Below are 25,242 nucleotides of genomic sequence, written 5' to 3'. Positions count from 1 at the left end.
GCTCGGGAGAGCGCTCTCCGGACCCGGCTCGGGCAGTCGGTGCCTCCCCCTTCTTCCGCCAGGAGCCGCACGTGTTCAGATCCCCCTCCCTCCTGCCCCACCGGCTACGGGCCGGAACGCTGGTCGCCGCCCTCGGTGCCGTACTGGCGTCGTCCCTCACCCTCACGGCGGCTCCGGACGCGAGAGCCGCCGACACCCTGCTGTCCCAGGGCAGAACCGCCGTCGCTTCGTCCCAGGAAGGGGCGGGCTATCCCGCGTCCGCCGCCGTCGACGGGGATGTGACCGGCACGCGCTGGGCGAGCCGGTGGAGCGACCCGCAGTGGATCCAGGTCGACCTCGGCAGGACGGCGAACCTGAGCCGGGTGGTCCTCACCTGGGAGGCCGCTCACGGCACGGCGTACGAGATCCAGGCGTCCGACGACGGCACCGACTGGCGCACCCTGAGGACGGTGTCCCGGGGCGACGGCGGCACCGACGACCTCGCGGTCTCGGGCTCCGGCCGCCACGTCCGGATGCTCGGCACCCAGCGCTCCGGCGGATACGGCTACTCGCTGTGGGAGTTCCAGGTCTACGGCGATACCGGCGGCACTCCCCCGCCCGCCCCCGGGGGCGCGGTCGAGGTGACCGGCTCCCCGGGGAACTGGCAGCTCCAGGTGGGCGGCCAGCCGTACACGGTCAAGGGCCTCACCTGGGGTCCGTCCGTCGCGGACGCCCCGAAGTACATGCCCGACGTGAAGTCCACGGGAGCCAACACCATCCGCACCTGGGGCACCGACGGGTCGACCAGGCCGCTGCTCGACACGGCGGCGGCCCACGGCATCCGGGTCGTCAACGGCTTCTGGCTGCAGCCCGGCGGCGGCCCCGGCAGCGGGGGCTGCGTCGACTACGTCACGGACACGACGTACAAGAACAACGCGCTCACCGAGTTCGCCAAGTGGGTCGACGCGTACAAGAGCCACCCCGCCACGTTGATGTGGAACGTCGGCAACGAGTCGGTCCTCGGTCTGCAGAACTGCTACGGCGGCGACGAGTTGGAGCGGCAGCGCAACGCGTACACCGGCTTCGTCAACGACGTCGCCAGGAGAATCCACTCCATCGACCCGGACCACCCCGTCACCTCCACCGACGCCTGGACGGGCGCCTGGCCGTACTACCGGCGCAACGCTCCCGACCTCGACCTGTACGCGGTGAACTCCTACGGCCACGTCTGCGACGTGCGGGAGGACTGGGAGGCGGGCGGCTACACCAAGCCGTACATCGTCACCGAGACCGGGCCGGCCGGTGAGTGGGAGGTCCCGGACGACGCCAACGGGGTCCCGCAGGAGCCCACCGACGTGCAGAAGGCCCAGGGGTACACCCAGGCGTGGGACTGCATCACCGGACACCGGGGCGTGGCGCTCGGCGGGACGCTGTTCCACTACGGCACCGAGCACGACTTCGGCGGCGTGTGGTTCAACCTGCTGCCCGGCGGGCACAAGCGGCTGTCGTACTACGCCGTCAAGCAGGCGTACGCCGGTTCGACGGCCGGGGACAACACGCCGCCCGTGATCGACGCCATGGCCGTCTCGCCGGCGTCGGCGGCCCCCGCCGGCGGTGAGTTCGCCGTCCGCGCCGACGTGCGTGACCCGGACGGCGACCCGGTCACGTACCGGATCTTCCTCGGCGGCAACTACGCCAACGGCGACAAGGGCCTGGTGGAGGCGAGGTGGCGGTCCACGGGCAACGGCACCTTCGCCGTCACCGCGCCGGAGAGGCTGGGCGTGTGGAAGGTCTACCTCCGGGCCGAGGACGGGCACGGCAACGCCGGTTTCGAGACGAAGTCGGTGAAGGTGGTCGCGCCGCCGGTCAGCGGCACCAATGCGGCGCTGAACAAGCCGACCACCGCCTCCTCCCACCAGCAGCAGTACGGCGACTGCCCGTGCGTGCCGGCCAAGGCGACCGACGGCCGGGCCGACACCCGCTGGGCGAGCGACTGGAGCGACCCGCAGTCGATCCAGGTCGACCTCGGCACCCGCACCGCCGTCCGGCAACTGCAGCTCCAGTGGGACCCGGCGTACGCGAAGGCCTACGAGGTGCAGTTGTCCGACGACGGCGGCACCTGGCGCACCGTCTACTCGACCACCACCGGCAACGGTGACGTCGACACCGTCGACGTGGGACAGACCGCGCGCCATGTCCGGCTGCACCTGACGGCCCGCGGCACGGGCTGGGGCTACTCGCTGTACGAGTTCGGGGTCTACGCCTGACGGCGCCGCACCGCACCGATCCGTGACGAAGGGCGAAGCCGCCTCCCGGGGCGGCCCCGCGACCCGGTGCGCGCGGTGCGCACACCGCCGGCACGGGTGCGGCGGCGTGGGTGCGGCGCGTTCACCACCGGCGTGTCAGGGCGCCACCCGGCGCCCGGCCGGCTCCCCGCCACCTCCGGCAGAGAGGCTCCCCATGAAAAGCACCTCGAGAAGGTTCCCGGCACTGCTCCTCTGTACCGCGCTGGCGGCGACCGCGGTCGGCGTCGGCTCGATCGCCGCGGCCGCCGGGCCGGCTCCGGCGTCCGCCGCCACCGCGCCGGCGGCCCCCGCGCACGCGGGTCACACCGCGGTGGTCTCCGCCCTCCCGTCGGGCGACGACCCGGACGGTGACGGCTACATCCCCGCCAACCCGCCCGTCACCGGTGTGACCCCGTCGCAGAAGACGCCGCCACCGCGCTACTTCCACGAGTTCCAGGCCAACTGCTCGGTCTCGCACACCGCGCCGGACGACCCCATCGTCTACCCCGGCCAACCGGGCAAGTCCCACGACCACACGTTCATGGGCAACACGACGACGAACGCCGGCAGCGTCACCGCGTCGCTGTACGGCGGCACCACCACCTGCAAGGCGCCCGGCGACTCCTCGGCGTACTGGATGCCCTCCCTCTACAAGGGCGACCGGAAGATCCTCCCGGTCGGGCCGCAGGTCATCTACTACAAGGCCGGCGTCACCGACTACACCAGCGTGCGCCCCTTCCCCAAGGGCCTGCGCTACGTGGTCGGCAACCCCCTGCAGAGCGCCCAGGACTTCCGCGGGCACCCCGGCTGGGTGGAGGGATGGGAGTGCGGCGACAGTTTCAAGAACGTCGACTTCCCGCCGAACTGCCCGGCCGGCACCCAGCTCAACATCCGGATGCAGGCGCCGAGCTGCTGGGACGGCCGGTACCTCGACACGCCGGACCACCAGAGCCACATGGCCTACCCCGTCGTCAAGCCGGGCACCAACGACAACGTCTGCCCGGCGGGCCACCCCGTGGCGCTGCCCATGATCGAGTTCAAGATGGCCTTCCCCGCGGACGGGGACATGTCACAGGTCAGACTGGCCAGCGGGCGCGGCTACTCCTTCCACTACGACTTCTTCAACGCGTGGCACGAGCCGACGCTGAAGGCCCTGGTCGACCACTGCGTCGTCGGCGGCCTGCAGTGCGACGCCCGCGGCTACGACCAGACCCACCCGGAGGCAGGCGCCGCGCTCACCGCGGACTACCGGCTGCCGTGATCCGTCCCCCGGCCACCCGCCCGTCCTGCCCCCGTCCTCCCCGGCTCGCGGTGCAGGGCGGGCGGACCGTCGCCGGGCCGGGAGCGTGGTGCCCACCACGCCCGCCGCGGTGCCTGCGCGACGACCGCCGTGCGCCGGTGGCGGCCGGGATCCGCGGGCGACGACTGCCCGGTCCCGCGCGTCGCACCGCGCCGGGACCTCCCCGGCCGGTGGAGGCCGCTCCGGCGCGCGGCGGCCGGCCGCCGCGCGCCGGGGCGCTCTCCCGCGGGCGTCTGCACGCCCCCTTTCCCGGCGCGGGGCCGCCACCCGCACCCCGGGCGCAGCCGGTCCCGCCCGGCAAGCCGGCTACGCCGACTCGCGGACCACCAGTTCGGGATTGAAGATCACCGCGGTGGGGTCGCTCCGTGTCCCCTCGATCTCCTCCTGGAGCAGCCGCGCCATCGTGGCCGCCATCTCCTCCGTCGGCTGGCGGACCGTGGTCAGCGGCGGCCGGCAGGCGGCGGCGACGCGCGAGTCGTCGAAGCCGACCACCGCCACGTCCTGGGGGATCCGCCTGCCCCGCTCGCGCAGGGTCCGGCAGGCGCCCTGTGCCATCAGGTCGTTGGCGGCGAACACCCCGTCGACGCCGGGGTGCTCGGTCAGCAGCCGGGCCATCGCCGAGGCACCGCTCTCGGCGGTGAAGCCGCCTTCCGCCACGGGTACGTACGGATGACCGTGCCGCTCCATCGTCTCCCGGAACCCGGCCAGCCGGTCCTGCGCCGCGGGCAGGTCCAGGGGCCCGGTGATGGTGGCGACGCGCCGGCAGCCGCGCGCGAGCAGGTGTTCGGCGGCCAGCCGCGCGCCGTCCCGGTGCGCCAGGTCCACGTAGGTGACCGGGACCGGGGTGCTCGGGCGCGCGAACAGTACGCAGGGCAGGCGCTCGGCCGCCAGGGCGGCCGGCAGCGGGTCCCCGGCGTGGGTGGAGAAGACCAGCGCGCCGTCCGCCCTGCCCTGCCGCAGGTAGGCCACCACCTCCCGCCGGGCGGTGTCGGTCTCGGCGAACATCAGCACCGGGTACATCGACCTCGGGCGCAGGAAACCGACGACTCCGCCGACCACCCGTCCGAAGAAGGGGTCGGCCAGCACCCGGGAGGCGAAGGCGTTCTGCTCGCTCTCGGAGTCGTCGCCCGCCCCGGAGACGACCAGGGCGATCGTCTCCGCGCGCCGGGTCACCAGTGCCCGGGCGGCCCTGTTCGGGGCGTAACCGGTCCGCTCGATCGCTTCCCGAACGGCCTCCTGGATGGCGGGATCCACGTTGCGGATGCCGTTGACGACTCGGGAGACGGTCGCCCGGGAGACGCCCGCCTCCCGAGCGACGTCCTCGAGCGTCGGGGCGCGTCTGGTCATGGCCGTACCCTACCGGCGGTGCCCGAAAGGCCCTCACCAGCCGGGGAAGCGCTCTCCGGCCGGTGAGGGCCCGCCGGTCCCGGGCAGTTGCGCGGACGCGGCCAGCGGCAGGTCTCCGGCCGACCGTCCCACGAGCACCCGGTACGTGCCCGGCTCCGTGCGCCGACGGTGCTCCCGCTGCGACCAGTGCCGCAGTGCGCGCGCCGGCACCCGCACCACGGCGGTGACCGTCCTGCCCGGGTCCGCCTCCACCGGCGCGTGACCGGCCGGCCACCTCACCGGACGCTCGACCGCCGGGTCCGGCTCGGCCAGGTACACCTGCACCACCTCCCGGCCCCGCCACCCGCCCCTGTTGCGCACCCGCGCGAAGACGGTGAACGCACCGTCCCGCGGTGCCGCTCCGGCCGCCGACGAAGGACGCCGCCGTGCCGGCCCTCCTCCCCGCCACCGGGCCGGCCGTCGCCGGTCACGGGCAGAAGGGGCACGGGCCACGCAGGGCCCGGAGACGGGGACCGCGTCGCACGGCCACGAAAAGGTGACGGGGGCGAATATGCGGCTCCGTCATTCGCGGACCGGGGCAAGCCGGTTCCGGAACGAGCCGTCCGCGTCGGCGGCGTCCGCCGGCAGTGACCCGGCGTGGGACCGATCCGGTGAATTAGGGCGATTCTCGCGGCCGACATCACCTTCTGCGGTCATAAAAATACTATTAGTAATGTGACCCTCGTTCTGTCTGGCTGCCTTGCACGCGTCAGATCGGCTTCCAGGAGGCTGTCAGTGGGTGCACTGAACAAGCTGGAACAGCGCTTCGAGGCCTTGATCAACGGTACGTTCGCCAAGGTCTTCAAATCCGCGGTGCAACCCATGGAGTTCATCGGGGCGCTGCGTCGCGAGTGCGACGTCAACGCCAGGATATGGAACCAGGGCTGCACCATCGTGCCCAACGCCTTCGTCGTCGAACTGAGTCCGGGCGACCACGAACTGCACAGCGCGTGCCTGGTCATGCTCGGCGAAGAGCTGGCCGAGGAGGTCCGCGAATACGCCGAGGAGCAGTGCTACTCCTTCGTGGGTCCGCTGAAGATCCAGCTGCTGCGGGCGGAGACCCTGAAGGCCGGACAGTTCCGGGTCCGCAGCCGGCTGGAGATCCCGCCGGAGGTCCAGCACGCCCTGGGATCCGCCCGGCGCACCGGCGCCCCGCGTTCGGCACCGGTCCTCCGCAGGGGCGGCGCGGCCGGCGCCTGGCCGGCGGAGGCGCACGTCCTGCGCGGGGAGAAAAGGGTCCTGAGCGTCGATCAGTTCCTCTCGATGGGACTGACGTTCGACAAGAGCGGCATGCTGGTCCGCGCGGACGCCCGAAGGCCTGCCACCGCGCCCGAATTCCTGCGCCCCGTACGGCCCGCGGTACGCCGTCCGGGCGCCGTCGCCCTGCCCCCCTCCGGGCAGGGGCGGCCCGCCCTCGGCCCCGCGCTGGGCGGGACGCGGCGCACGGGCCGGAGCGGTGCCGGGCTCGGCCTCGTCGGCACGGCGGCACGGCAGGCCGGCCCGGGTTCCGGGCGGCCGGCCGTAGCCGTCGGTGCGTCCGGCGATTCCCCTCTCATAGGCACGCCCGGTCACCGGGCCGCCGAGCAGTCCGACCTCCTGCCCGCGGAACAAGGACGTCGCCGGGACGACTCCCTGTCCTACGCATCCACCACCTCGTCAAAAGGACTGAACATCGTGACGAACGATCCAGACATCGTCGGCGGCCCGACCCCCGCCCGAGGCGGCCAGTACGCGGACGGCCTCGGTTTCGCTCCTCCGGACCAATACCTTACGAACGGGCACCCGGCCGGTGCGCCCGTGGGACCCCAGACCGTCGTAAGGGCGGCGGAGGAGGTCCCGCCGCCGGTGTCCCGGTCCGAGAGCCGCCCCGCGTCCGCCGGGAACGACCATGTTCCGGAGCTCTCGTCCGCCCCGTACGCCCGGGCGGCGCAGCCGCCGGGGGGCGCCGCGGGAGCACCGTCGTCCGTGCGGCCGGCTCCCCACATGCCGGTCCCCCACGCCCCGGCGTCCTGGGCGGCGGCGGACCGGGCCGGTCGTGGTGGAGGGATCGGGTACAGCTCCGCTGCCGAGCTCTCCTCCGACCGGCTGCTGCGCAGCAGGCCCGCCGACCGCCGCGGGATCAGCCGGCTGCGCATCGGCGGCAAGGCGGCCGAACGGGAGCGGCTGCAGAAGCTGGCCATCCTCCGCACTCCCGTGATGCAGTGTTACAGGATCGCCGTCATCAGCCTCAAGGGCGGGGTCGGCAAGACGACCACCACGACCGCCCTGGGTGCCACGCTCGCCTCCGAGCGCCAGGACCGGGTCATCGCGATCGACGCCAACCCGGACGCGGGCACGCTGAGCCGCCGGGTGCAGCGCGAAACCGGAGCGACCATCCGCGACCTGGTGGCGGAGATCCCGAACCTCACCAACTACATGGCGGTCCGCCGCTTCACCTCGCAGTCCCCGAGCGGCCTGGAGATCCTCGCCAACGAGGCGGACCCCACCCTGTCGACGGCCTTCAACGACGAGGACTACCGCCAGGTCGTCGACTGCCTCGGACAGCACTACCCGATCATCCTGACCGACTCGGGCACCGGACTGCTGCACAGCGCGATGCGGGGGATCCTGGACTCCGCCGACCAGCTGATCGTGGTCGCCACCTCCAGCGTGGACGGTGCGACCAGTGCCAGCACCACGCTGGACTGGCTCAACGCCCACGGTTACGAGGAGCTCGTCAAGCGCAGCCTCACCGTGGTGTCCGAGACGCGCCAGAAGAGCAAGGCGGTCAAGGTCAACGAGGTGGTGGACCACTTCCGCGCCCGCTGCCGGGGAGTGGTGGAGGTTCCGTTCGACGAGCATCTCGCCGCGGGTGCCGAGGTCGACCTCGCGCAGCTGCAGGCACGCACCCGCAAGGCCTACTTCAACCTCGCCACGCTGGTGGCCGCGGACTTCCCCCGTACCCAGCCGGAGGCGCTGAGCTGGGCGGCCTCCTACCCGCACTCGGGTTACAACGCGGCCAGCATGTTCGCCGCCCCGGCCTGGGGCTGACACGGAACGGGCGACGCGGCGCGGGCGGGGCGGTCCCGCCGGCCGGGACGGATCCGCCGCCCCAGGCCCCGCTCCCGGGGCGGCGGCACAAGGGCTCCCGAGCACGCGAGGCACCGCCGCAGGCCGCCGGACGGCTCCGCCCCCGCGCGAGGACGCCGGCCGGCGGGATGCGCCGACGGAGCGGACCGGCCGCAGCGGGTGAGGTGCCGGCGGCGCCCGTGGGACCGCGCCGAAGCCGGTGTCCGGCCACGGCTGCGCGAAACCCTCCCGTCCGCACCCGTGGCGTCATACCGCAGACCGCCCGCCGCGGCACCGCACACGGCTCCGGCCCGGGCTCGGCCCGCCGGGCCGTCGAGCGCGCCTCCGCCCGGCTCCACCGGCTCGAACGCCCTCGCATCCGTCACGGGACACGCGCCGGCCTCCAGCAGGCCCTGCTCCAGCTCACCCGCGGTATCAGCCGCTTGCGGCGGCCACGCACCCCGTCCCGGTACGATCGGCGAGGCGGCCAGGCCGGCCGCCCGCCCGCGGCGGCGGACTCGGCGGATTCGGCGCGGCTGCGCGGCAGACGTCCGAGAACGCGCCGTACGCCGTCGGAGACGTACGCGTCCCTCCCCTCCCCTCCCCGAGTGGCTCGACGACGTCCGCGAAGACTCCGGCGTCCGCGGGCGGCAGCCCCTGCCGAACGAGTTCCGCGACGTGGTCCCCGACGGAGAACGGCACCCGGCGGACGCCGCGGCCGGTGGCCCCGGAGATCGTGGCGGCCGCCTCGTCCGGCGTCGCCGCCCGGGACCCGGACGACTCGTGGGCCCGGCCCGTGTGCCGGTCCTCGGCCGGCGCGGCGAGCACCACCGCGGCGTGTCCTCGGCATCGACGGGGCCGGCGGCCCCGTCGCCGGTGGGCGGCCGCAGCTCACCGGCGCGGACGGCACCGGCGAAAAGGCCCTCGCCGAAGCCCTGTGCGGACCGGCCCGGCCCGTCAGTCCCCCTCGGCCGTCCACCGGCCCTCCCCGACGCACGCCGCGACGGCGGGAACCGCGCGGCGAGTGCCGCCGCCGCTCGTCACGGGCCGCGCGGAACAGTCACGCCGACGACGCATACGCGGGACGGCGGCGCGCGGAGCGCGAACGGGGGGAACCTCAAACGGTTTCTGCCTGCCGGAGGGCTGGACAGCGTCCGCGGGCCGTGCTGTCATCCCAACCATCGCACCTTCCAACGTTATAAAGCCGAGTGCGCGCCGACCGCCCCTCCGCACAGGAGGTTTCGCGCACCCGGGACGACCCGATGGCGAACGGGCGGCGCTCCTCACCGGGGGCCGCGGCCGCACGGCTCGGCATCGTCATCAGCACACGCCCGAAGCGGTGTCCGCAGCGCGCCGCCCGCAGTCCCACCGGGCGGCTGCCGTCCGGACCGCCCCTGCCCCGCCTTCCCCTCCCTGCGACAGCTCTTCGGAACAGGAGCCCCGCATGTCCCTCAGCAGACGCGCCCTCCTGGGCACCGGCGCATCGGCCATCGGCGCATCGGCCCTGAGCGGCCCCTTGTCCCCGGCCGCGACGGCGGCGCCCCGCCCGCGGTCCGCGCCTCCCGCACCCGACCGGTTCCGCAGACTCACGCCGGGCAGCGTGACCGCCCGGGGATGGCTCGCCGGGCAGCTCCGGCTCCAACTCGACGGTCTGTGCGGCCGTTTCGAGTCGGTCTCCCACTTCCTGGACTTCTCCGCCTCCGGCTGGACCCACCCCGGGCGCGGTGCCTGGGAGGAGGTGCCGTACTGGTTGCGCGGTTACGTGCCGCTCGCCATCGCCACCGGCGACCGGCACGCCCTGGCACGCTCGCGCCAGTGGATCGAAGCCATCCTGGCGACCCAGCGCGGCGACGGCTTCTTCGGGCCGGAGGCGCTGAGGACGTCCCTCGGCGGCGGGCCCGACTTCTGGCCCTTCCTGCCGCTGCTGCAGGCGCTGCGCTCGTACGAGGAGTACACGCACGACGCGCGTGTCGTCCCGTTCCTCGTCCGGTTCCTGCGCTTCATGAACGGCCAGGGGCCGGGAGCGTTCGACACCAGCTGGGTCTCCTACCGTTGGGGAGACGGCCTGGACGTCGCGGTGTGGCTGTACCGCCGTACCGGAGAGGCGTTCCTGCTGGAGCTGGCCGCCAAGATGCACACCCTGGGCGCGGACTGGACCGGTGCCACGCCGAGCCGGCACAACGTCAACATCGCCCAGGGCTTCCGCGAACCCGCCCAGTACGCGCAGCTGACCGGCTCCGCGGAGCTGACCCGGGCGACGTACCGCGCCTACGACACCGTCATGGGCGCCTACGGACAGTTCCCGGGCGGCGGCATGGCGGGCGACGAGAACTACCGCCCCGGCTTCGGCGATCCCCGGCAGGGCTTCGAGACCTGCGGCATCGTCGAGTTCATGGCCAGCCACGAACTGCTGACCAGGATCACCGGCGACCCGGTGTGGGCGGACCGCTGCGAGGACCTGGCGTTCAACATGCTGCCCGCCGCCCTGGACCCGCAGGGCCGCTCCGTGCACTACATCACCAGCGCCAACGGCGTCGACCTCGACAACAGGCCCAAGACGCAGGGGCAGTTCCAGAACGGTTTCGCCATGCAGGCCTTCCAGCCCGGCGTCGACCAGTACCGCTGCTGCCCGCACAACTACGGCATGGGCTGGCCGTACTTCACCGAGGAGCTGTGGCTGGCCACGCCGGACGACGGTCTGGCCGCCGCCATGTACGCCCCCAGCCGGGTCCGCGCGCAGGTCGCGGGCGGCACCACGGTCACCCTCACCGAGGACACCGGCTATCCCTTCACCGAGACGGTCCGCATCACCCTGGCCACGCCCGGGCCGGTACGCTTCCCGCTCCGGCTGCGCGTGCCCGGCTGGTGCCCGAACCCCGAACTGCGCGTCAACGGCGGGCCGGTGGCCGCGCCCGGGGGCCCGGCGTGGGCCGTCGTGGAGCGGACCTGGCACGACGGGGACGTGGTGAGCCTGCGGCTGCCGCAGCGGACCGCGCTGCGGCGCTGGCCCGGGAACCACGACGCCGTCAGTGTGCAGCACGGCCCCCTGACGTACTCCCTGAAGATCGGGGAGCGCTACGACCGCTACGCCGGTGACGACGCCTTCCCCTCCTACGAGGTGCATGCGACGTCACCCTGGAACTACGGCCTCGACCCCCTCCCGGAACCGACGTTCACCCGCACCGGCGGCCCCGTCCCCGACAACCCCTTCACCCACGACACCGTCCCGGTGCGCATCACCGCCCGGGCCCGCCGCGTCGACGCGTGGATCGCGGACGACGAGCATGTCGTGGCCCCCCTGCAGGACGGCCCCGCCCGCAGCACCGCGCCGGTGGAGAGGGTCACCCTGATCCCCATGGGTGCGGCCCGGCTGCGGATCACGGCCTTCCCCACCGCCTCGCCCGACGGACGGCCCTGGACGCCCGAGCCGCCGTTCCGGCGGATCGCCAACCGCCACAGCGGCAAGGTGCTGGCCGTCGACGGCATGTCCACCGAGAACAGTGCGCGGGTCGTGCAGTTCGCCGACACCGGTACCGCCGACCACGCCTGGCAACTGGTCGACAAGGGCGACGGCTGGTACCTCGTCCGCAACGGCCACAGCGGCAAGGTGCTGGGGGTCGACGGCATGTCCACCGCCGACAGCGCCCGGGTCGTCCAGTACGAGGACAACGGCACCGCCGACCACCTGTGGACCCTCGTCGAGAACGGCGACGGCTGGTACCGCATCCGCAACCGCCACAGCGGCAAGGTACTGGGGGTCGACGGCATGTCCACCGCCGACAGCGCCCAGGTCGTCCAGTACGAGGACAACGGCACCGCCGACCACCTGTGGCGGTTCCTGTGACCACCCGGCCGGGCCCGGGCGGCGTGCCGCCGGCGCCGGCCGCCGCAGACGCTCCCGAGCCGTGTTCCCCCCACCCTGAGGAGTCACGATGCGCAGTGTGTCCTTACCCCCTCCCCTGACGGCGTGGTTCAGACGGCGCGCGCGGCGGACCGCCACCGTGTGCGCCGCCCTCACGCTGGTGTCCGCCGCCGGGCTGACCGCCGCGGGCACCGCCGCCCAGGCGGCCCCGGCCGCGTGGACCCCCAAGCCCTCGCCCATGACCACGCCGTGGACCGACCGGGTCCCGGTCGACAAGCCGCTTCCCGAGTACCCGCGTCCCCAGCTCACCCGGCCCGACTGGGCCAACCTGAACGGCGTCTGGGACTTCGCGGTCACCCCGGCGGACGCCGGCCAGCCCGCGTCGTTCCCCGAGCAGATCCGGGTACCGTTCGTCGCGGAGTCCGCGCTGTCCGGCATCCAGCGCAGGATCACCCAGAACGACAAGCTCTGGTACAAGCGCGCCTTCACCGTCCCGTCGGGCTGGAACGGCCGCAGGATCCAGCTCAACTTCGGCGCGAGCGACTGGCGCACGACGGTGTGGGTCAACGGCAGGCAGGCCGGCAGCCCCCACAGCGGCGGCTTCGACGCCTTCTCCTACGACATCACCGACCTGCTCTCCGCCGGCACCAACACGCTCGTCGTCTCCGTCTGGGACCCCACCCAGACCGGCGGGCAGGCCGTCGGCAAGCAGCGCATCAACGACGTGACCCCGCACCCCGGCGGCGGCATCTTCTACACCGCGGCCTCCGGCATCTGGCAGACGGTGTGGCTGGAGCCGACGGCCCCCGCCCGCATCACCCGCCTGGACCTGGTGCCCGACCTGAGGGACAGCACCCTCAAGGTCACCGTCCACGGCGCCGGTGCGAGCGGGCACAGCGCGCGGGTGACCGTGTCCACCGGGTCCACCACGGTGGGCAGCGCGACCGGCCCGGCCGGCAGCACCTTCTCGGTGCCGGTACCGAACCCGCGCCTGTGGACGCCGGACGACCCGTTCCTGTACGACGTGCGGGTCGAGCTGCGCTCCGGCGGGACGACCGTGGACTCGGTGGGCAGCTACACCGGGATGCGCTCCGTCGGCGTCGCGAGGGTCGACGGCGTCCTGCGGCCGGTCCTCAACGGGAAGTTCGTCTTCCAGACCGGCACCCTCGACCAGGGCTACTGGCCCGACGGCATCTACACCGCGCCCACCGACGAAGCCCTCAGGTACGACCTGCAAAAGCACAAGGACCTCGGCTTCAACATGGTGCGCAAGCACATCAAGGTCGAGCCGCAGCGCTGGTTCCACTGGGCCGACAGACTGGGCCTGCTGGTGTGGCAGGACATGCCGTCGATGGACACCCGCACGCCGGACGGCGCCGCCCGCACCCAGTGGGAGGCCGAGTACGACCGCATCATCGACCAGCACCGCAGCTCGCCCTCCCTGGTGATGTGGGTCAACCAGAACGAGGGCTGGGGCCAGTACGACCAGGCCCGCATCGCCGACCACGTCAAGGCCTACGACCCTTCGCGCCTGGTCGACAACATGAGCGGCGTCAACTGCTGCGGAGCGGTCGACGGCGGCAACGGCGACGTCATCGACCACCACGTCTACGTGGGTCCGGGCACGACGGTGCCCAGCGCCACCCGCGCCGCCGTCCTCGGCGAGTTCGGCGGACTCGGCCACCGGGTCCCGGGTCACGAGTGGTACCCCGGCGGCGGCTTCAGCTACGAGGACCAGCCGAGCCTGGCCCACCTCGACAACCGGCTGGTGGGACTGCTCGACGCCCTGCGCGAGGTGCGCATGCCGGCCGGGCTGTCGGCCTCCGTGTACACGGAGATCACCGACGTCGAGAACGAGGCGAACGGCCTGCTGACCTACGACCGCCAGGTCGTCAAGGTCGACACGGCCAGGGTCAGGGCGGCCAACCAGGCCCTCATCGAGGCCTCGCGCACCCCGGCGGCACCCGTCACGCTGCCCACCGGCCAGTACAGGTCGCTGCGGGTCACCACCCCCGGCTACACCGACCGGTACGTCCGGCACAAGGACGGCGCCCTCTTCACGGAGGTCGTCGGCTCCGGCAGTGACGGCCTGCTCAAGAACGACGCCACCTGGAAGGTCGTTCCCGGCCTCGCCGGCAGTGGCTGCTACTCCTTCGAGTCGCGCAACTACCCGGGCGAGTACCTGCGGCACCGCCAGTACCGGGTCTACAAGGAGGCGGGCAGCGGAGACCTGTTCAGGGCCGACGCGACGTTCTGCGCCGTGCGCGGGGCCGACGGCGGTGTACGCCTGTCGGCCTGGAACTTCCCCGAGCAGTACCTGCGCCACTACGACGCCGAACTCTGGCTGGCCACCCCGGGCGGCACGCACGCCTGGGACGCCCCGGCCCACTTCGCCCAGGACACCACCTGGGCCGTGGAGGCGCCCTGGGCTCCCTGACGCCGCTCCCCCGCCCCGGCCGATGCCGGCTCGCCACCGGCTCGGCCGCCGGCAACGCCCCGGCCGTCCCGGCCCTCCTCCGGCAGCTGCCGGAGGAGGGCCGGGAGATCGCCCCCGGAGGACCCGGCCCCCGTCTCGCCGTACCTGACCGAGCACATCGACCGGTTCGGTGAGTGCTCCACGCGCGGACTCGGCATCCAGTCCGGGCCGTACGGTCCGAAGCCGGACGTCGGCTTCGCCCCGCTGCACGAGGAGGGCCTGGCCGCAGCCGGCCGGCACGGCCGGTCCCGCGTGCCGGGCCGCGAGCGTCAGGACCGGGCCCCAGCCCTCGTTCGTCCCCGCTCCTCATCCTCGGCGGACACCCGGTGGTACGCCCTGCTTCGGTGCCTGGAAGCCGCCGGTCCTCTGCTCGAGCAGTTCGGCCAGCCGCAGCGGGGTGCGGTCCTCGGACATCGGACCGATGAGTTGCACTCCCACCGGCAGGCCGTCGGGGGACAGGCCCGCTGGTACGGCGGTGGCGGGCAGGCCGGGCATGGTGGCCAGACCGGCCCAGACAAGCTGGTCCAAGTACGGGTACTCGACGCCGTCGATGTCGATCCGGCGTTCCAGCAGATCGGGGTCGTGGTCGTGCGGGAACGCGGGGGTCGGCGTGATCGGGCACACCACGGCGTCGAACTCGGCGAAGAGCCGCCGCCAGCCGTGACGGTGGAGCTCGCGACGGTCGTTCGCCTCGATCCAGTCGCGGTGGCTGAACACCATCCCGCGCAGCCGCGCCGCGCCGAGGCTCCGGTCGTCCGCGCTCAGTCCGGCGGCGCGGGCCCGAAGCTGCTCGTACGCCTCGGCGGGAAAGCGCGCAACGGAGCCCGAGAACAGCAACTGCGTGTAGAGCGTCGCGGCTTCGGCCAGGTCGGGCAGCAGCGGAGTGTGCCGTTCGACGTGGGCGCCGCCGTCGGCAAGCGCGTCGGCCACCCGGTTCACGCCGGCCCGCACGGCGGACCCGGTCGGAATGAACGGATGGTCGTCGAGGACCAGGACCCGGAAGTCGCTCAGCCGCTGGTGGCGCGCGAGCGGCAGCGTCAGGTCGTGCGCCACGCCGAGCGTCAGCGGGTCCGGCCCGGCCATGACGTCGAGCAGGAGCGCGAGGTCGCGGGCGGTGCGCGCCATCGGGCCGACGACGGCGAGGTCGAGGTCGACCGGCAGTGCCGGCGTGGCCGGCGGGACCATACCGCGGTTCGCCACCAGCCCGAGCGTCGGCTTGTGCGCGTAGACACCGCAGAAATGCGCGGGGGTGCGCAACGAACCGCCGATGTCGGAGCCGATGGACAACGCGCCGAATCCAGCCGCCAGGGCCGCCGCCGATCCACCGGACGATCCGCCCGACGTGCGAGCGTGATCCCACGGGTTGTTGGTGGTGCCGTAGATCTCGTTGAAGCTCTGCAGATCCTGCAGTCCCAAGGGCACATTGGTCTTACCGAGCACCACCGCGCCGGCGGCCCGGAGCCGCGACACCTGTACCGCGTCCTCGGCCGGCACGAAGTCCCGGTACATCGGCATGCCCCAGGTCGTGGGCAGCCCGGCGATGTTGTAGGACTCCTTGACCGTCACCGGAATACCGAGCAGTGGCCGGTCCTCGCCGCGGGCGCGCGCCTGGTCGGCACCGCGCGCGGCGGCCCGCGCACGGTCGAAGTCCGGCACGCAGATCGCGTTGATCGCCTTGTCGTCCCGCTCGATACGAGCGATTGCGTCGTCGGTCAGCTCCACCGATGTCACTTCACCGGCACGCAAGGCGGCCGCGATTTCTTCCGCGGACTGAGAGTTCCATTCCATGAATCCGACCGTACCGACCTCCGGAAGAGGCCATAAAATACCGATTCGCACAACGGGATGGACGTCTCAACTCATCATGGTGCTCTCCGGCCACGGAGAATTCGCCCGACCGCCGGCCATGGCGACGCGCGGCGGCCCGGCGCACCTGCGGAGACGGTCACGACGGTTCCGCGACATGCCCCAGCCCGCCGAACCGGCCGCGCGTGGGAGACGGGCCCCGCCGTCGACGCCGCCCTGCCCGAAGCCGCGACGTAACCCACCGGGGTGGGCTACGCGAGGCGCGGCACCGCCCCGCAGGAGCTCCACAGCCGGCTCGACGCGCTCGCCGAGGCCGTGCCCCTCCGGCTCGTATCCGGGTCACACCCCGAAACGCCCCGTCGGCATGGGACGTGAGGAGGCGGAACGGCTCCGCGGTCGCCCCCGGCGGTTCACCGCCGACGCGGCCGGTCCGCTGCCGCGCGGTGTAGACGGCGCCGGAGCGAGTGCTTTCCGCGGGGCCGGGTTCCGGGCCGGTGCCGTGACGGCGCGGGTCCGCCCGCCGGCATCAGGACGACTGCGGTCGCCGTAGCCCCCTAAGGAGCAGTTCGACCAGTCGGCGGGGGTCGTAACGGGGGTCGCCGTCGCCTCCGACGCAGAGGTTGCCGATGCCGCGCATCAGTTCGTAGGGGTGCGTACCGGGCCTGATCTCGCCGGCGTCGGCCGCGGCGTCGAGCAACTGCCCGCAGACGGGCACCAGGCGGTCGAGGAAGTAGGCGTGCAGCGCCTCGAAGCCGCTGCTGTCCGACTGCAGCGCGTTGGCCAGTCCGTGCTTCGTGACCAGGAAGTCGACGAAGAGGTCCACCCACTGACGGAGTGCCGCGAACGGGGAGTCGGCGCCGGCCAGCAGGCTCGGGCCGGCCTCGGCGCACGCCTCGACCTGGTGGCGGTAGACGGCGACGACGAGATCCGCCCGGGTCGGGAAGTGGCGGTAGATGGTCCCCATCCCGACGCCCGCCCTGGCCGCGATCTCACGGATCGGCGCGTCGACGCCGGAGGTGACGAACACCGCGGCGGCGGCCTCCAGCAACGTCTGCTGGTTGCGCAGCGCGTCGGCCCGTTTGCGTCGGGCCGGCGTCTCCCCGGGCTGGCTCGCGAAGGGCACGGTGCTCTCCTTCCCACACTCGTTGACAAAGCGGAACAGCGTTCCGTATGTTAATCGGAACAACGCTCCGCTTTTAGCCTAGCCGAAGCCGGGCACTTCCGACCGCCTCCCCCGCCGCCGACCGGACGAGACCGGCGGCCGAGGCCATTGAATGGACACACGCATCATGAGCGAATCACCCCGCACAGCCGGCTCCCCCGGCTCGCCCGTTCCCGTCCTCTCGGTCGCCCCGGTGGTGCTGCCGGCCCCCGACCGGGCCGTGGACCTGCAGATACGCGTCTCCGCGCCCGTGACCGGCAGCGACCTGCCGGTCGTCCTCCTCTCGCACGGTCAGGGCTACTCGAACCACCTCTCCTCGCTGAACGGCTACGCCCCCCTCGCCGACTTCTGGGCGGCGCACGGCTTCGTCGTGATCCAGCCCACCCACCTGAGCTCGCGGACGCTGAGCCTGGCTCCCGACACGCCCGGTGCGCCTCTGTACTGGCGGTCGCGGGCCGAGGACATGAAGCGCGTCCTGGACCGGCTCGACGCGATCGAGGCCGCCGTCCCGCAGCTCCTCGGGCGCCTGGACCGCAGCAGGGTCGCCGTGGCCGGGCACTCGATGGGCGGGCACACCGCGAGCCTGCTGCTGGGCGCCCGGCTCACCGATCCGGACGACGGAACGGAAGTGGACCTGGCCGAGCCCCGGATCAAGGCGGGTGTGCTGCTCGCCGCGCCCGGCAGGGGCGGCGACGCCCTCACCGAGTCCGTGGCCGAGAACTTCCCTTTCTTCCTGACCACGGACTTCTCCAGGATGACGACGCCCGCGCTCGTGGTCGCCGGCGACAAGGACGCCTCCGCCCACCTGACGGTCCGGGGTCCGCAGTGGCACACCGATCCGTACGTCCTCGCCCCGGGGCCCAAGTCCCTGCTCACCCTGTTCGACGCGGAGCACGGACTCGGCGGGATCTCCGGGTACGACGTCGCCGAGACCACGGACGAGAACCCCGAGCGGGTGTCCGCGGTCCAGCGGCTCACCTGGGCCTACCTCCGCACCGAGCTCTACCCCGGGGATCCCGCCTGGCAGGAGGCGTGTGACGCGCTGACGGCCGGCCCCGGCCCGCTCGGACGGGTCGAATCCAAGTAGGCCCGCGGGGACACCCGCCTCCGCGGCGACCACCGGCACGGGGCGGCCGCCGCGGAGGCCCGCGCCTTTCCGGAACGTCGGACTCCCGTCGTCCGCCCCGAGGGCGGGCGGGAGTTGGACGGCAGGTCCTAGAGGTTGTAGCCGCCCGACACCTCGATGTTCTGGCCCGTGACCCAGCGGCTCTCGTCGGAGACGAGTGTGGCGATCATCGAGCCGATGTCGTCGGGTTCGCCGACCCGGCCGAGCGCGGTCCTCGCGGCGAGGGCCGGGACGACCTCGGGGAACCGGGTGAAGGCGTCATCGGCGATCCGGGTGCGGGTCGCCCCCGGTGAGACGGCGTTGACGCGGATGCCGCGCGGGCTGAATTCCTTGGCCATGTACCGGGTCAGCACCTCGAGGCCGCCCTTCATCGACGCGTAGGCCGAGTAGCCGGGCTCCAGGCCGGCCGTCGCCGTCGAGTTGCTGCTGGTGTTGACGACGGCCCCGCCGTCCGCCATCAGGGGCAGCAGCTTCTGCGTCAGGAAGTACGGTCCCTTGAGCAGGACCCGCATCAGGCGGTCGAACGTCTCCTCGGTCGTGTCCTCGATCAACGACGTCCGCGCGAAACCGGCGTTGTTGACCAGGTGGTCGAAGGTGTCGCGCCGCCAGACGTCGCGCAGTACGCCGGCCACCGTGTCCCGGAAGGCCGCGAAGGTGCCGCTCTCGCCGACGTCCAGCGGCAGCGCGACGGCCGTACCGCCCTCCTCCTCGATGGCGGCCGCCGTCTCCCGCCCTCCTCGCCGGTTGTTGCCGTAGGTCAGGACGACTCCGGCGCCGCGCCTGGCGATCTCGATCGCGGCGCTTCGCCCGATGCCGGAGCTGGCGCCCGTGACGATGGCGATCCTCATGGTGTTCCTCCCTGGTGTGGTCGTGCGCGCGGGGTGCGTGGGCGTGCCGGCTGCGCTACGCGGCGCAGTCCGGAAGCAGGACCCGGGCGAGCCAGTCGGTGCGGGTCCGGCGGGCCGTGGCCGAGAGGCGCGCCTGCGGGTACAGCGCGTCGAATCCGTGGAAGCCGCCCGCCCAGACGTGGAGTTCGGCCTGGCCGCCGGCTGCCCAGAGACGGGTGGCGTAGTCGGTGTCCTCGTCGCGGAAGACTTCGGCGGAGCCGGTGTCGATGTAGGTGGCCGGCAGGCCGGAGAGGTCGTCGGCCAGCGCGGGTGAGACGTACTCGGGCACCTCGTCGCCGGTGAGGTCGCCGAGGACGCAGCGCCATGCGAACTCGTTCGTCTCGCGGGTCCAGACGCCGGGCCCGCCGGAATACTGGCGGCTGGAGGTGCTGGTGTTGCGGTGGTCGAGCATGGGGCAGATCAGCATCTGCGCGGCGACGGCCGGGGTGCCGAGGTCGCGGGCCAGCAGGGTGACGCCGGCGGCGAGACCGCCGCCCGCGCTGACGCCCGCGACGACGATCCGGGCGGGGTCGACGCCCAGTTCGGCGGAGTGTTCGGCGACCCAGAGCAGTCCCCGGTAGCAGTCGTCGACCAGGACGGTGCCGGCGGCCTCCGGTGCGAGCCGGTAGTCCACGGAGACCACGACCGCACCGAACTCGTCGAGCCACTCCAGCGGGATGTCGAGCTGCGAGAAGCGGTCGCCCATGATCATCCCGCCGCCGTGCATCCAGTAGACGCAGGGTGCGGCGGCGGTGCGGCCGGGGTTCGCGGGGCTGAAGACCGACAGGGGGATCGGGGCGCCGTCCCCGGCGGGCACGGTGACCTCGCGCCGGTCGACCCGCCGGTGGGCCAGGAGGGACTCGACGGGCGTCGACGGGAGCCGGCGCAGTCGCGCGAGCGCTTCCGGGCCGAGCCGCGACATCAGGGGCATGCCGGCCAGCAGCTCGCGCAGTTCGGGGTCCAGGCCGGGGCGTGCCGTGGTCATGGTGGTTGCCTTTCGTCGGGGTGGCGCCCGGAGGCCGGGCGGGGCGGGGGCCGTCCCGGCGGGCGCCGAGGCGGCAGGGGCCGGGTCCGGGGGACCGACGGGTCAGAAGGCGGCCTTGCCGCCCACCGGCACGTAGTCGGTGCCCTCCGGCTCCTTGGCCAGCAGTCCGCCGATCCGCGCGACGATGGCCTGGGCGGCCTCGCCGGCGAAGACCCGGTGGTGGTCCTCCTCGCTGGTCCAGCCCTCGGTGACGTGGACGACGTCGGGGTCGGACGCGGAACGGGAGACGAGGTAGACGACGCAGTGTGCGCTGGTGCCGGGGTTGCCCTCGCTCAGGCCGGTCAGCAGCAGGTCGACCAGCCGGCCGCCCGCCCCGGGCCTGGCGGTCAGGGTGGCGGTGAAGCCGTAGTGGGCAATCATGGGTGCCTTCTTCCGCGGTGATGGCGTGAGGTAATTCCATTCAACCGGCGTGACCTGCGGAAACGTTAGAACGATGCTCGCTCGCGCTTGCACGATCCTCGCGGGGCGGGAGCCGCGGCGCGGGATGGTGCTGCAATGGGGGCATGTCTTCCGAAGAGCACCTGGACGAGCTCCGCACCCTGCTGGCGCGCCATGCCCGGCCCGGCTGGACCACCGCCGTCGACGGCGTGCTCGTCTCGAGGGTCGACCGGCCGGACCCGCCGGCGCCCTCGATGTCCGGCATGGTGCTGGCGGTCATCGCCCAGGGGGCGAAACGCCTCGCACTGGGCGAGAAGGTGTTCGAGTACGGCGCCGGGCAGTACCTGGTCGCCTCGGTCGACCTGCCCGTCACCGGGCAGTTCACCCAGGCGGAGCCCGAGCGGCCGGCGCTGGGGTTCGGTCTCGTGCTGGAGCCGTCCGCCGTCGCGGAGCTGCTGCTCCAGGCCGGGTCCGAGGGCGCTCCTCCCGCCCGCGGGGGCACGCCGTCGGGGATCGCCGTCAGCAACGCTCCGGCCGCGCTGCTGGACGCGGTGGTCCGGCTGCTGCGGCTGCTCGACGAGCCCCGCGACCGGGCCGTGCTGGCGCCGCTGGTCAAGCGCGAGATCCTGTGGCGCGTGATCACCGGCGAGCAGGGGGCGACGGTTCGCCAGCTCGGTCTGGCCGACAGCGGCCTGAGCCACGTCTCCCGGGCCGTGCGCTGGATCCGGGACCACTACGCGGAGCCCTTCCGGGTCGAGGACGTGGCGCGGATGTCCGGCATGAGCGTCTCCGCCTTCCACCGCAACTTCCAGGCGGTGACCGCGATGAGCCCCATCCAGTTCCAGAAGCAGATCAGGCTCCAGGAGGCCCGGCTGCTGCTCGCCACCCACCCGGGCGACGTCACCGGGGTCGGCAGGCGCGTCGGTTACGACAACCCGTCACAGTTCAGCCGGGAGTACCGCCGCCGGTTCGGTGCGCCCCCCAGCCGGGACGCCGCCCGCCTGCGTCACGCCGTGCGCGCCCCGGCAGGTGTCCTTCCCTGAGCCGCGGGCGGCCCGGGCAGCGCGACGACGTCCGCCCGGCAAAGGGACGAGGACCACTTTCCCGACCGCCACTTCCCCGGCCGCCACCTTCCCGGCCGCCGCTTCCGCCGGCCCCGGCCCGGCCGTGGCCGGCGTCGGACCCGGGTCAGCGGCTCGCGCCGAAGTTCTGGGTCCACCAGGGACCGCCGTCGCCGAAGTGGACGCCGACGCCCAGCTCCTTGAACGAGCAGTTGAGTATGTTCGCGCGGTGGCCGGGGCTGTTCATCCAGGACTCCATCACCGAAGCGGCGTCGGCCTGCCCGCGGGCTATGTTCTCGCCCAGCGTGGACCACCGGTACCCGGCGGCCTCGACCCGGCTGGCCATCGTGGAGCCGTCGGGGCCCGTGTGGGACATCACGCCGCTTCGGGCCATCACGTCGCTGTAGTCGTCCGCGGCCCGGGTCAGCCGGTCCTCGGCGGTGACCGGCGAACAGCCCGCCGCGGCCCGCTCCTTGTTGACGAGCGCGAGGACCTGTGCCTCGGGACCGCCGCCCGGGGCGTCCGAACCGCCCGGACCACCGGCACCGCCCGAACCACCGGTACCACCGGTACCACCTGAACCACCCGTACCGGCCGGACCACTGGAGTCCGTCCTCGAGCCGCCGCCCCCGCCGGCGGACCGGTCGCCGGCGGCCTCGGCCGACGTCTCCTCGGGCGTCTTCGTCACCGGCGCGGCCGTTTCGGCCGGACCGGCGGAGTTCCCCGGCTTCCCGGCCTCCCCGGACTTCTCCGGGGAAGCGGAAGGGCTTGCGGAACGGCCGGCCGTGGCGCTCGGGCTCGCCGACGGCGAGGAGGAGGGGGACGAGGAGCCCTCGGCGGCCGGCGCGTCGCCGGCGGAGCTCGCGGCGACCCGGTCCGAGGCGTCGCCGTCGTCGCCCATGATGCCGGTCAGCGCGATCCCGGCGCCTGCGGCGAGTGCCGCCGCCCCGAGCCCCAGTGCGGTGGCGCGCCTCCGCGGCCCGCCGCCGGACCGGGCGTGGGAGCGGGGCGGGCGGGCGGCTCGGCGGGAACCCATGCGTACGACACCTCGGCTGGTCGGTCGGAAGCGGAGTCCCGGTGGGCGCGGCCGCACTCACCGGGACCGTGGGGGGTGCAGTGAGCCTAGGCCGGGCCGGGGCGGAAACCGCCCCCGGAGGGCCGACTTAAGGGAGCCTTAAGGAAACCATCAAACTGCCTTCAGGGTCCTTCCTCCCGTGAGGTCCGCTTCCTCCCGCATCCTTCGAGGCGGGCGGGCCGTGCCGTCGGTGCCCCGGCGGCCCTTGTCCGCCCCGCAGCCCGCAGCCGGTGCCGGCTCCGGCGGGGAGGCCGGCGATGCCGTGGGGGGCGGTCGCACGGGCATCGTGCGCGGCTCCCTTCACCCCGGCGAGGCCGGGTGCCCCTACGCCGGCGGGTGTGCGTCCTGGTGGACGACCGTGAAGTGGCGCTCGGGGCCGGGGTTCTCGACTTCGTCGACCACGGCGACGGCCAGGTCCTCGGCGCTGATCCACGACCGGCCGCCGGCGGCGATGAGCAGGGCGTCGGTGCCGCGCCGGTAGCGGCCGGTGCGTTCGCCGGGTCCGAACAGGGCCGGCGGGCTCAGGTACACCCAGTCCGCGCCGGCGTGGGCCTGGCAGGCCCGCAACTGGGCGACCCCGACGTCCTGCCCGCCCGGTACTCGGCGGGCACGTACACGGGGTCGTCGACGACCAGCAGGTCCCGGTCGCCGGGGCTGCGCAGGGCGCCGGCGCCACCGGCCACGAGGACGCGTGTCCCGCGCCGGGCGGCGGTGTCCAGCACGGCACGGGTCACGCCGACCAGGAACTCCCGGTCGGCCGGAAAGGTCCGGACGGCCACCACGACGGCGTCCGGGACGGTGCCGTGGGCCGCGGAGTCCGCCAGCGCCTCGCGCAGGGCGTGCGGGTCGTTCGCGTCGACCGCGACCGGCATCGCGTCCGGGCGTTCGCCTGCGGGCCTCCGGGACAGGGCGAGCACCCGGTGTCCGCGCGTGGCGGCCTCGTCGAGCACCCGGCCGCCCACCGTGCCGGTGGCGCCGAGCTCGGCGATCGTCCTGCGGGTGGCCGTCGAACCGGCCCGCCTCGACCCTGCCGTCATCGAGTCCGTTCCCCGGGGACCCGGTCTCCCGCAGGTCCGCCGCGCGCGATGCGCCCGCGCGGGCCCGGGGAGTCGAACTGCGCGGCGGGCAACGCGGCCAGGGCGAGGACGAAACCGGCGGTCTGCGGTGCCCGGCGCCGGCCGCGACGCCGGCCGCGAAGGCGCTGAGTATGCGCACCCCCGCGGATGAGTACGACGGCCCAGGCGCCGGACCGGCCGGGGGGCGAGCCTGGCGTCGAGGTTTCCACCCGCGTCGAAGGGCCGTCCGTTGCTCAGTCGTGCCGCCGCTGCCGTCGTCCCCGTCCTCGGACGGCTGACCGTCACCCGTGACGCCGGCCCGCCCTTCCCCACGGGCAGCGTCTTCGCCGCGAACCACGACTCACTCGCCGATCCCGCGCTCGTGGTGGCCGCCCTGCGGTCCCTGGACGTCGAGCCGGTCGTCATGGCCACCGCCGGGCTCTGGCGGATTCCCCTGCTCGGCAGGGCGCTGGCCGCGGAGGGGCACATCCCGGTCCACCGCGGATCGGCCCGGGCGGCGGAGGCACTGGAGGCCGCGGCGGCCGCGCTCGCCTGCGGACGCCATGTGCTCGTCTACGGGGAGGGCGGGCTCCCCGGGCGCACGGACGCCGTGGCCGGCCCGCCCGGCCCGTTCCGCACCGGACTCGCCCGCCTCGCGCGGCTCTCCGGCGCGCCCCTGGTACCGGTGGGTCACGCGGGCGCCAGACGCCTGTCCTCGGGTTCGGTCGCCAAACAGCTCGCGGGCGCCCTCACCGCGCCGGTCCGGCGCCCGCGGCTCCACGTCCACGTCGGCACCCCCGTGCGCCTGCCGGCCGACGTCGCGGACGGCACGGCCGCCGCCCACCGGGCCGTCAGCCTCGCCTGGGCAAAGGCCGCCCGGGCGGTGGGCGAACCGGCACGGGCGGGCTGAGCCCCGAACCGTGCGCCGACGCCCCGCGGCACGCCACCGGCCGATGGCGACTGCGGGTGCGCGCCCAGCGCGGCCGGCTCGTTCCGGGCGTGTACGACGGCCGCCCGGTCCCGCCCCGGGCGTGTGCGACGCCGCCCGGTCCCGCCCCGGGCCCGGCACCGCTCCCCCGCCGGTCAGCGGTCGCGCTGGGCCTGGTCGCCGCAGGCGTGGCTCGCGCACAGGCGAGTCCGTGGCGGACGCCGGAGCAGGTGGCGGCCGGGGCGTCGGCACGGCTCATCCCCCGGCCGTCGTCCCCGACAGCGGCCGGTCGGCGGCGGGGCCGCGCCCGCCGCAACCCCCGTACGGCGGCCCGGCAGGCCCGCTCTCCGGGAAACGGCGGCCGGAACCCGTCCGGCGAACCC

The 25,242-nt window shown here is 73.8% G+C and carries 15 protein-coding genes and 2 pseudogenes; 8 read left to right on the top strand and 9 right to left on the bottom strand.

Annotation, left to right across the window (positions count from 1 at the left end):
• Window positions 1-71 precede the first annotated feature (71 nt).
• Complete coding sequence (locus AB0L29_RS02250) at window positions 72-2,246, top strand: discoidin domain-containing protein (protein WP_365822393.1); 2,175 nt, start codon at window positions 72-74, stop codon at window positions 2,244-2,246.
• 193 nt (window positions 2,247-2,439) lie between these two features.
• A complete protein-coding gene (locus tag AB0L29_RS02245) occupies window positions 2,440-3,525 on the top strand; it encodes a DUF1996 domain-containing protein (protein WP_365822391.1) in 1,086 nt (361 codons plus the stop codon).
• A 345-nt stretch (window positions 3,526-3,870) separates the two neighbouring features.
• Here the strand turns inward: AB0L29_RS02245 and AB0L29_RS02240 are convergent, their stop codons facing one another.
• Complete coding sequence (locus AB0L29_RS02240; protein ID WP_365822389.1) at window positions 3,871-4,911, bottom strand: LacI family DNA-binding transcriptional regulator; 1,041 nt, start codon at window positions 4,909-4,911, stop codon at window positions 3,871-3,873.
• Between the two features lie 33 nt (window positions 4,912-4,944).
• A pseudogene (locus AB0L29_RS02235) lies at window positions 4,945-5,298 on the bottom strand (fibronectin type III-like domain-contianing protein); the annotation flags it as partial.
• A 387-nt stretch (window positions 5,299-5,685) separates the two neighbouring features.
• On the opposite strand from AB0L29_RS02235, the gene AB0L29_RS02230 reads away from it, so the two are divergent.
• The 3 genes from AB0L29_RS02230 (at window position 5,686) to AB0L29_RS02220 (ending at window position 14,297) form a co-directional block, all read left to right on the top strand.
• On the top strand, window positions 5,686-7,980 hold the full coding sequence (locus AB0L29_RS02230) for an FhaA domain-containing protein (protein ID WP_365822387.1): 2,295 nt from the start codon (window positions 5,686-5,688) through the stop codon (window positions 7,978-7,980).
• A gap of 1,462 nt (window positions 7,981-9,442) precedes the next feature.
• A complete protein-coding gene (locus AB0L29_RS02225) occupies window positions 9,443-11,842 on the top strand; it encodes an RICIN domain-containing protein (RefSeq protein ID WP_365822385.1) in 2,400 nt (799 codons plus the stop codon).
• 88 nt (window positions 11,843-11,930) lie between these two features.
• Entirely contained in the window at window positions 11,931-14,297 is a 2,367-nt protein-coding gene (locus tag AB0L29_RS02220; RefSeq protein ID WP_365822383.1) for an AbfB domain-containing protein, read from the top strand.
• A gap of 345 nt (window positions 14,298-14,642) precedes the next feature.
• On the opposite strand, the gene AB0L29_RS02215 is transcribed toward AB0L29_RS02220, so the two are convergent.
• On the bottom strand, window positions 14,643-16,124 hold the full coding sequence (locus AB0L29_RS02215; RefSeq protein ID WP_365822381.1) for an amidase: 1,482 nt from the start codon (window positions 16,122-16,124) through the stop codon (window positions 14,643-14,645).
• 544 nt (window positions 16,125-16,668) lie between these two features.
• Window positions 16,669-17,265, bottom strand: coding sequence for a TetR family transcriptional regulator (locus AB0L29_RS02210; protein ID WP_365822379.1), 597 nt, complete (start codon window positions 17,263-17,265; stop codon window positions 16,669-16,671).
• Window positions 17,266-17,431: 166 nt separating this feature from the next.
• Here AB0L29_RS02210 and AB0L29_RS02205 point away from each other — a divergent pair, with 166 nt between their 5' ends.
• Window positions 17,432-18,391 (top strand): chlorophyllase, encoded by a 960-nt coding sequence (locus AB0L29_RS02205; protein WP_365822378.1) that lies wholly within the window; start codon window positions 17,432-17,434, stop codon window positions 18,389-18,391.
• Window positions 18,392-18,519: 128 nt separating this feature from the next.
• Here AB0L29_RS02205 and AB0L29_RS02200 read toward each other — a convergent pair whose 3' ends face one another.
• From AB0L29_RS02200 to AB0L29_RS02190, 3 genes are all read right to left on the bottom strand, one after another.
• Window positions 18,520-19,278 carry an SDR family oxidoreductase gene (locus tag AB0L29_RS02200; RefSeq protein WP_365822376.1) on the bottom strand — a complete coding sequence of 253 codons (759 nt, stop codon included), beginning with the start codon at window positions 19,276-19,278 and terminating at the stop codon, window positions 18,520-18,522.
• A gap of 55 nt (window positions 19,279-19,333) precedes the next feature.
• On the bottom strand, window positions 19,334-20,302 hold the full coding sequence (locus tag AB0L29_RS02195) for an alpha/beta hydrolase (protein ID WP_365822374.1): 969 nt from the start codon (window positions 20,300-20,302) through the stop codon (window positions 19,334-19,336).
• A gap of 102 nt (window positions 20,303-20,404) precedes the next feature.
• Window positions 20,405-20,722, bottom strand: a complete 318-nt coding sequence (locus tag AB0L29_RS02190; protein ID WP_365822372.1) for an antibiotic biosynthesis monooxygenase — start codon at window positions 20,720-20,722, stop codon at window positions 20,405-20,407.
• 143 nt (window positions 20,723-20,865) lie between these two features.
• Here AB0L29_RS02190 and AB0L29_RS02185 point away from each other — a divergent pair, with 143 nt between their 5' ends.
• Entirely contained in the window at window positions 20,866-21,783 is a 918-nt protein-coding gene (locus AB0L29_RS02185) for an AraC family transcriptional regulator (protein ID WP_365822370.1), read from the top strand.
• Between the two features lie 145 nt (window positions 21,784-21,928).
• On the opposite strand, the gene AB0L29_RS02180 is transcribed toward AB0L29_RS02185, so the two are convergent.
• Both AB0L29_RS02180 and AB0L29_RS02175 read right to left on the bottom strand, forming a co-directional pair.
• Window positions 21,929-22,837, bottom strand: coding sequence for a CAP domain-containing protein (locus AB0L29_RS02180; RefSeq protein ID WP_365822368.1), 909 nt, complete (start codon window positions 22,835-22,837; stop codon window positions 21,929-21,931).
• Window positions 22,838-23,200: 363 nt separating this feature from the next.
• Window positions 23,201-23,913: pseudogene (locus AB0L29_RS02175) on the bottom strand (NAD(P)H-binding protein).
• Between the two features lie 268 nt (window positions 23,914-24,181).
• Between AB0L29_RS02175 and AB0L29_RS02170 the strand changes: the two are divergent.
• Complete coding sequence (locus AB0L29_RS02170; protein WP_365822366.1) at window positions 24,182-24,841, top strand: lysophospholipid acyltransferase family protein; 660 nt, start codon at window positions 24,182-24,184, stop codon at window positions 24,839-24,841.
• Window positions 24,842-25,242: the final 401 nt, after the last annotated feature.

The organism is Streptomyces sp. NPDC052701, assembly GCF_040678355.1.
Taxonomy (GTDB): Bacteria; Actinomycetota; Actinomycetes; order Streptomycetales; family Streptomycetaceae; genus Streptomyces.
Note: the sequence above shows the minus strand (reverse complement) of the source record. Positions and strands in the feature narration are given on the sequence as shown.

Bases quoted from the DNA above. Each gene is read 5' to 3' on its own strand.
- AB0L29_RS02245 (WP_365822391.1), top strand. From the start codon at position 2,440: ATGAAAAGCACCTCGAGAAGGTTCCCGGCACTGCTCCTCTGTACCGCG.
- AB0L29_RS02240 (WP_365822389.1), bottom strand. From the start codon at position 4,911: ATGACCAGACGCGCCCCGACGCTCGAGGACGTCGCTCGGGAGGCGGGC.
- AB0L29_RS02225 (WP_365822385.1), top strand. From the start codon at position 9,443: ATGTCCCTCAGCAGACGCGCCCTCCTGGGCACCGGCGCATCGGCCATC.
- AB0L29_RS02220 (WP_365822383.1), top strand. From the start codon at position 11,931: ATGCGCAGTGTGTCCTTACCCCCTCCCCTGACGGCGTGGTTCAGACGG.
- AB0L29_RS02215 (WP_365822381.1), bottom strand. From the start codon at position 16,124: ATGGAATGGAACTCTCAGTCCGCGGAAGAAATCGCGGCCGCCTTGCGT.
- AB0L29_RS02205 (WP_365822378.1), top strand. From the start codon at position 17,432: ATGAGCGAATCACCCCGCACAGCCGGCTCCCCCGGCTCGCCCGTTCCC.
- AB0L29_RS02200 (WP_365822376.1), bottom strand. From the start codon at position 19,278: ATGAGGATCGCCATCGTCACGGGCGCCAGCTCCGGCATCGGGCGAAGC.
- AB0L29_RS02195 (WP_365822374.1), bottom strand. From the start codon at position 20,302: ATGACCACGGCACGCCCCGGCCTGGACCCCGAACTGCGCGAGCTGCTG.
- AB0L29_RS02190 (WP_365822372.1), bottom strand. From the start codon at position 20,722: ATGATTGCCCACTACGGCTTCACCGCCACCCTGACCGCCAGGCCCGGG.
- AB0L29_RS02185 (WP_365822370.1), top strand. From the start codon at position 20,866: ATGTCTTCCGAAGAGCACCTGGACGAGCTCCGCACCCTGCTGGCGCGC.
- AB0L29_RS02180 (WP_365822368.1), bottom strand. From the start codon at position 22,837: ATGGGTTCCCGCCGAGCCGCCCGCCCGCCCCGCTCCCACGCCCGGTCC.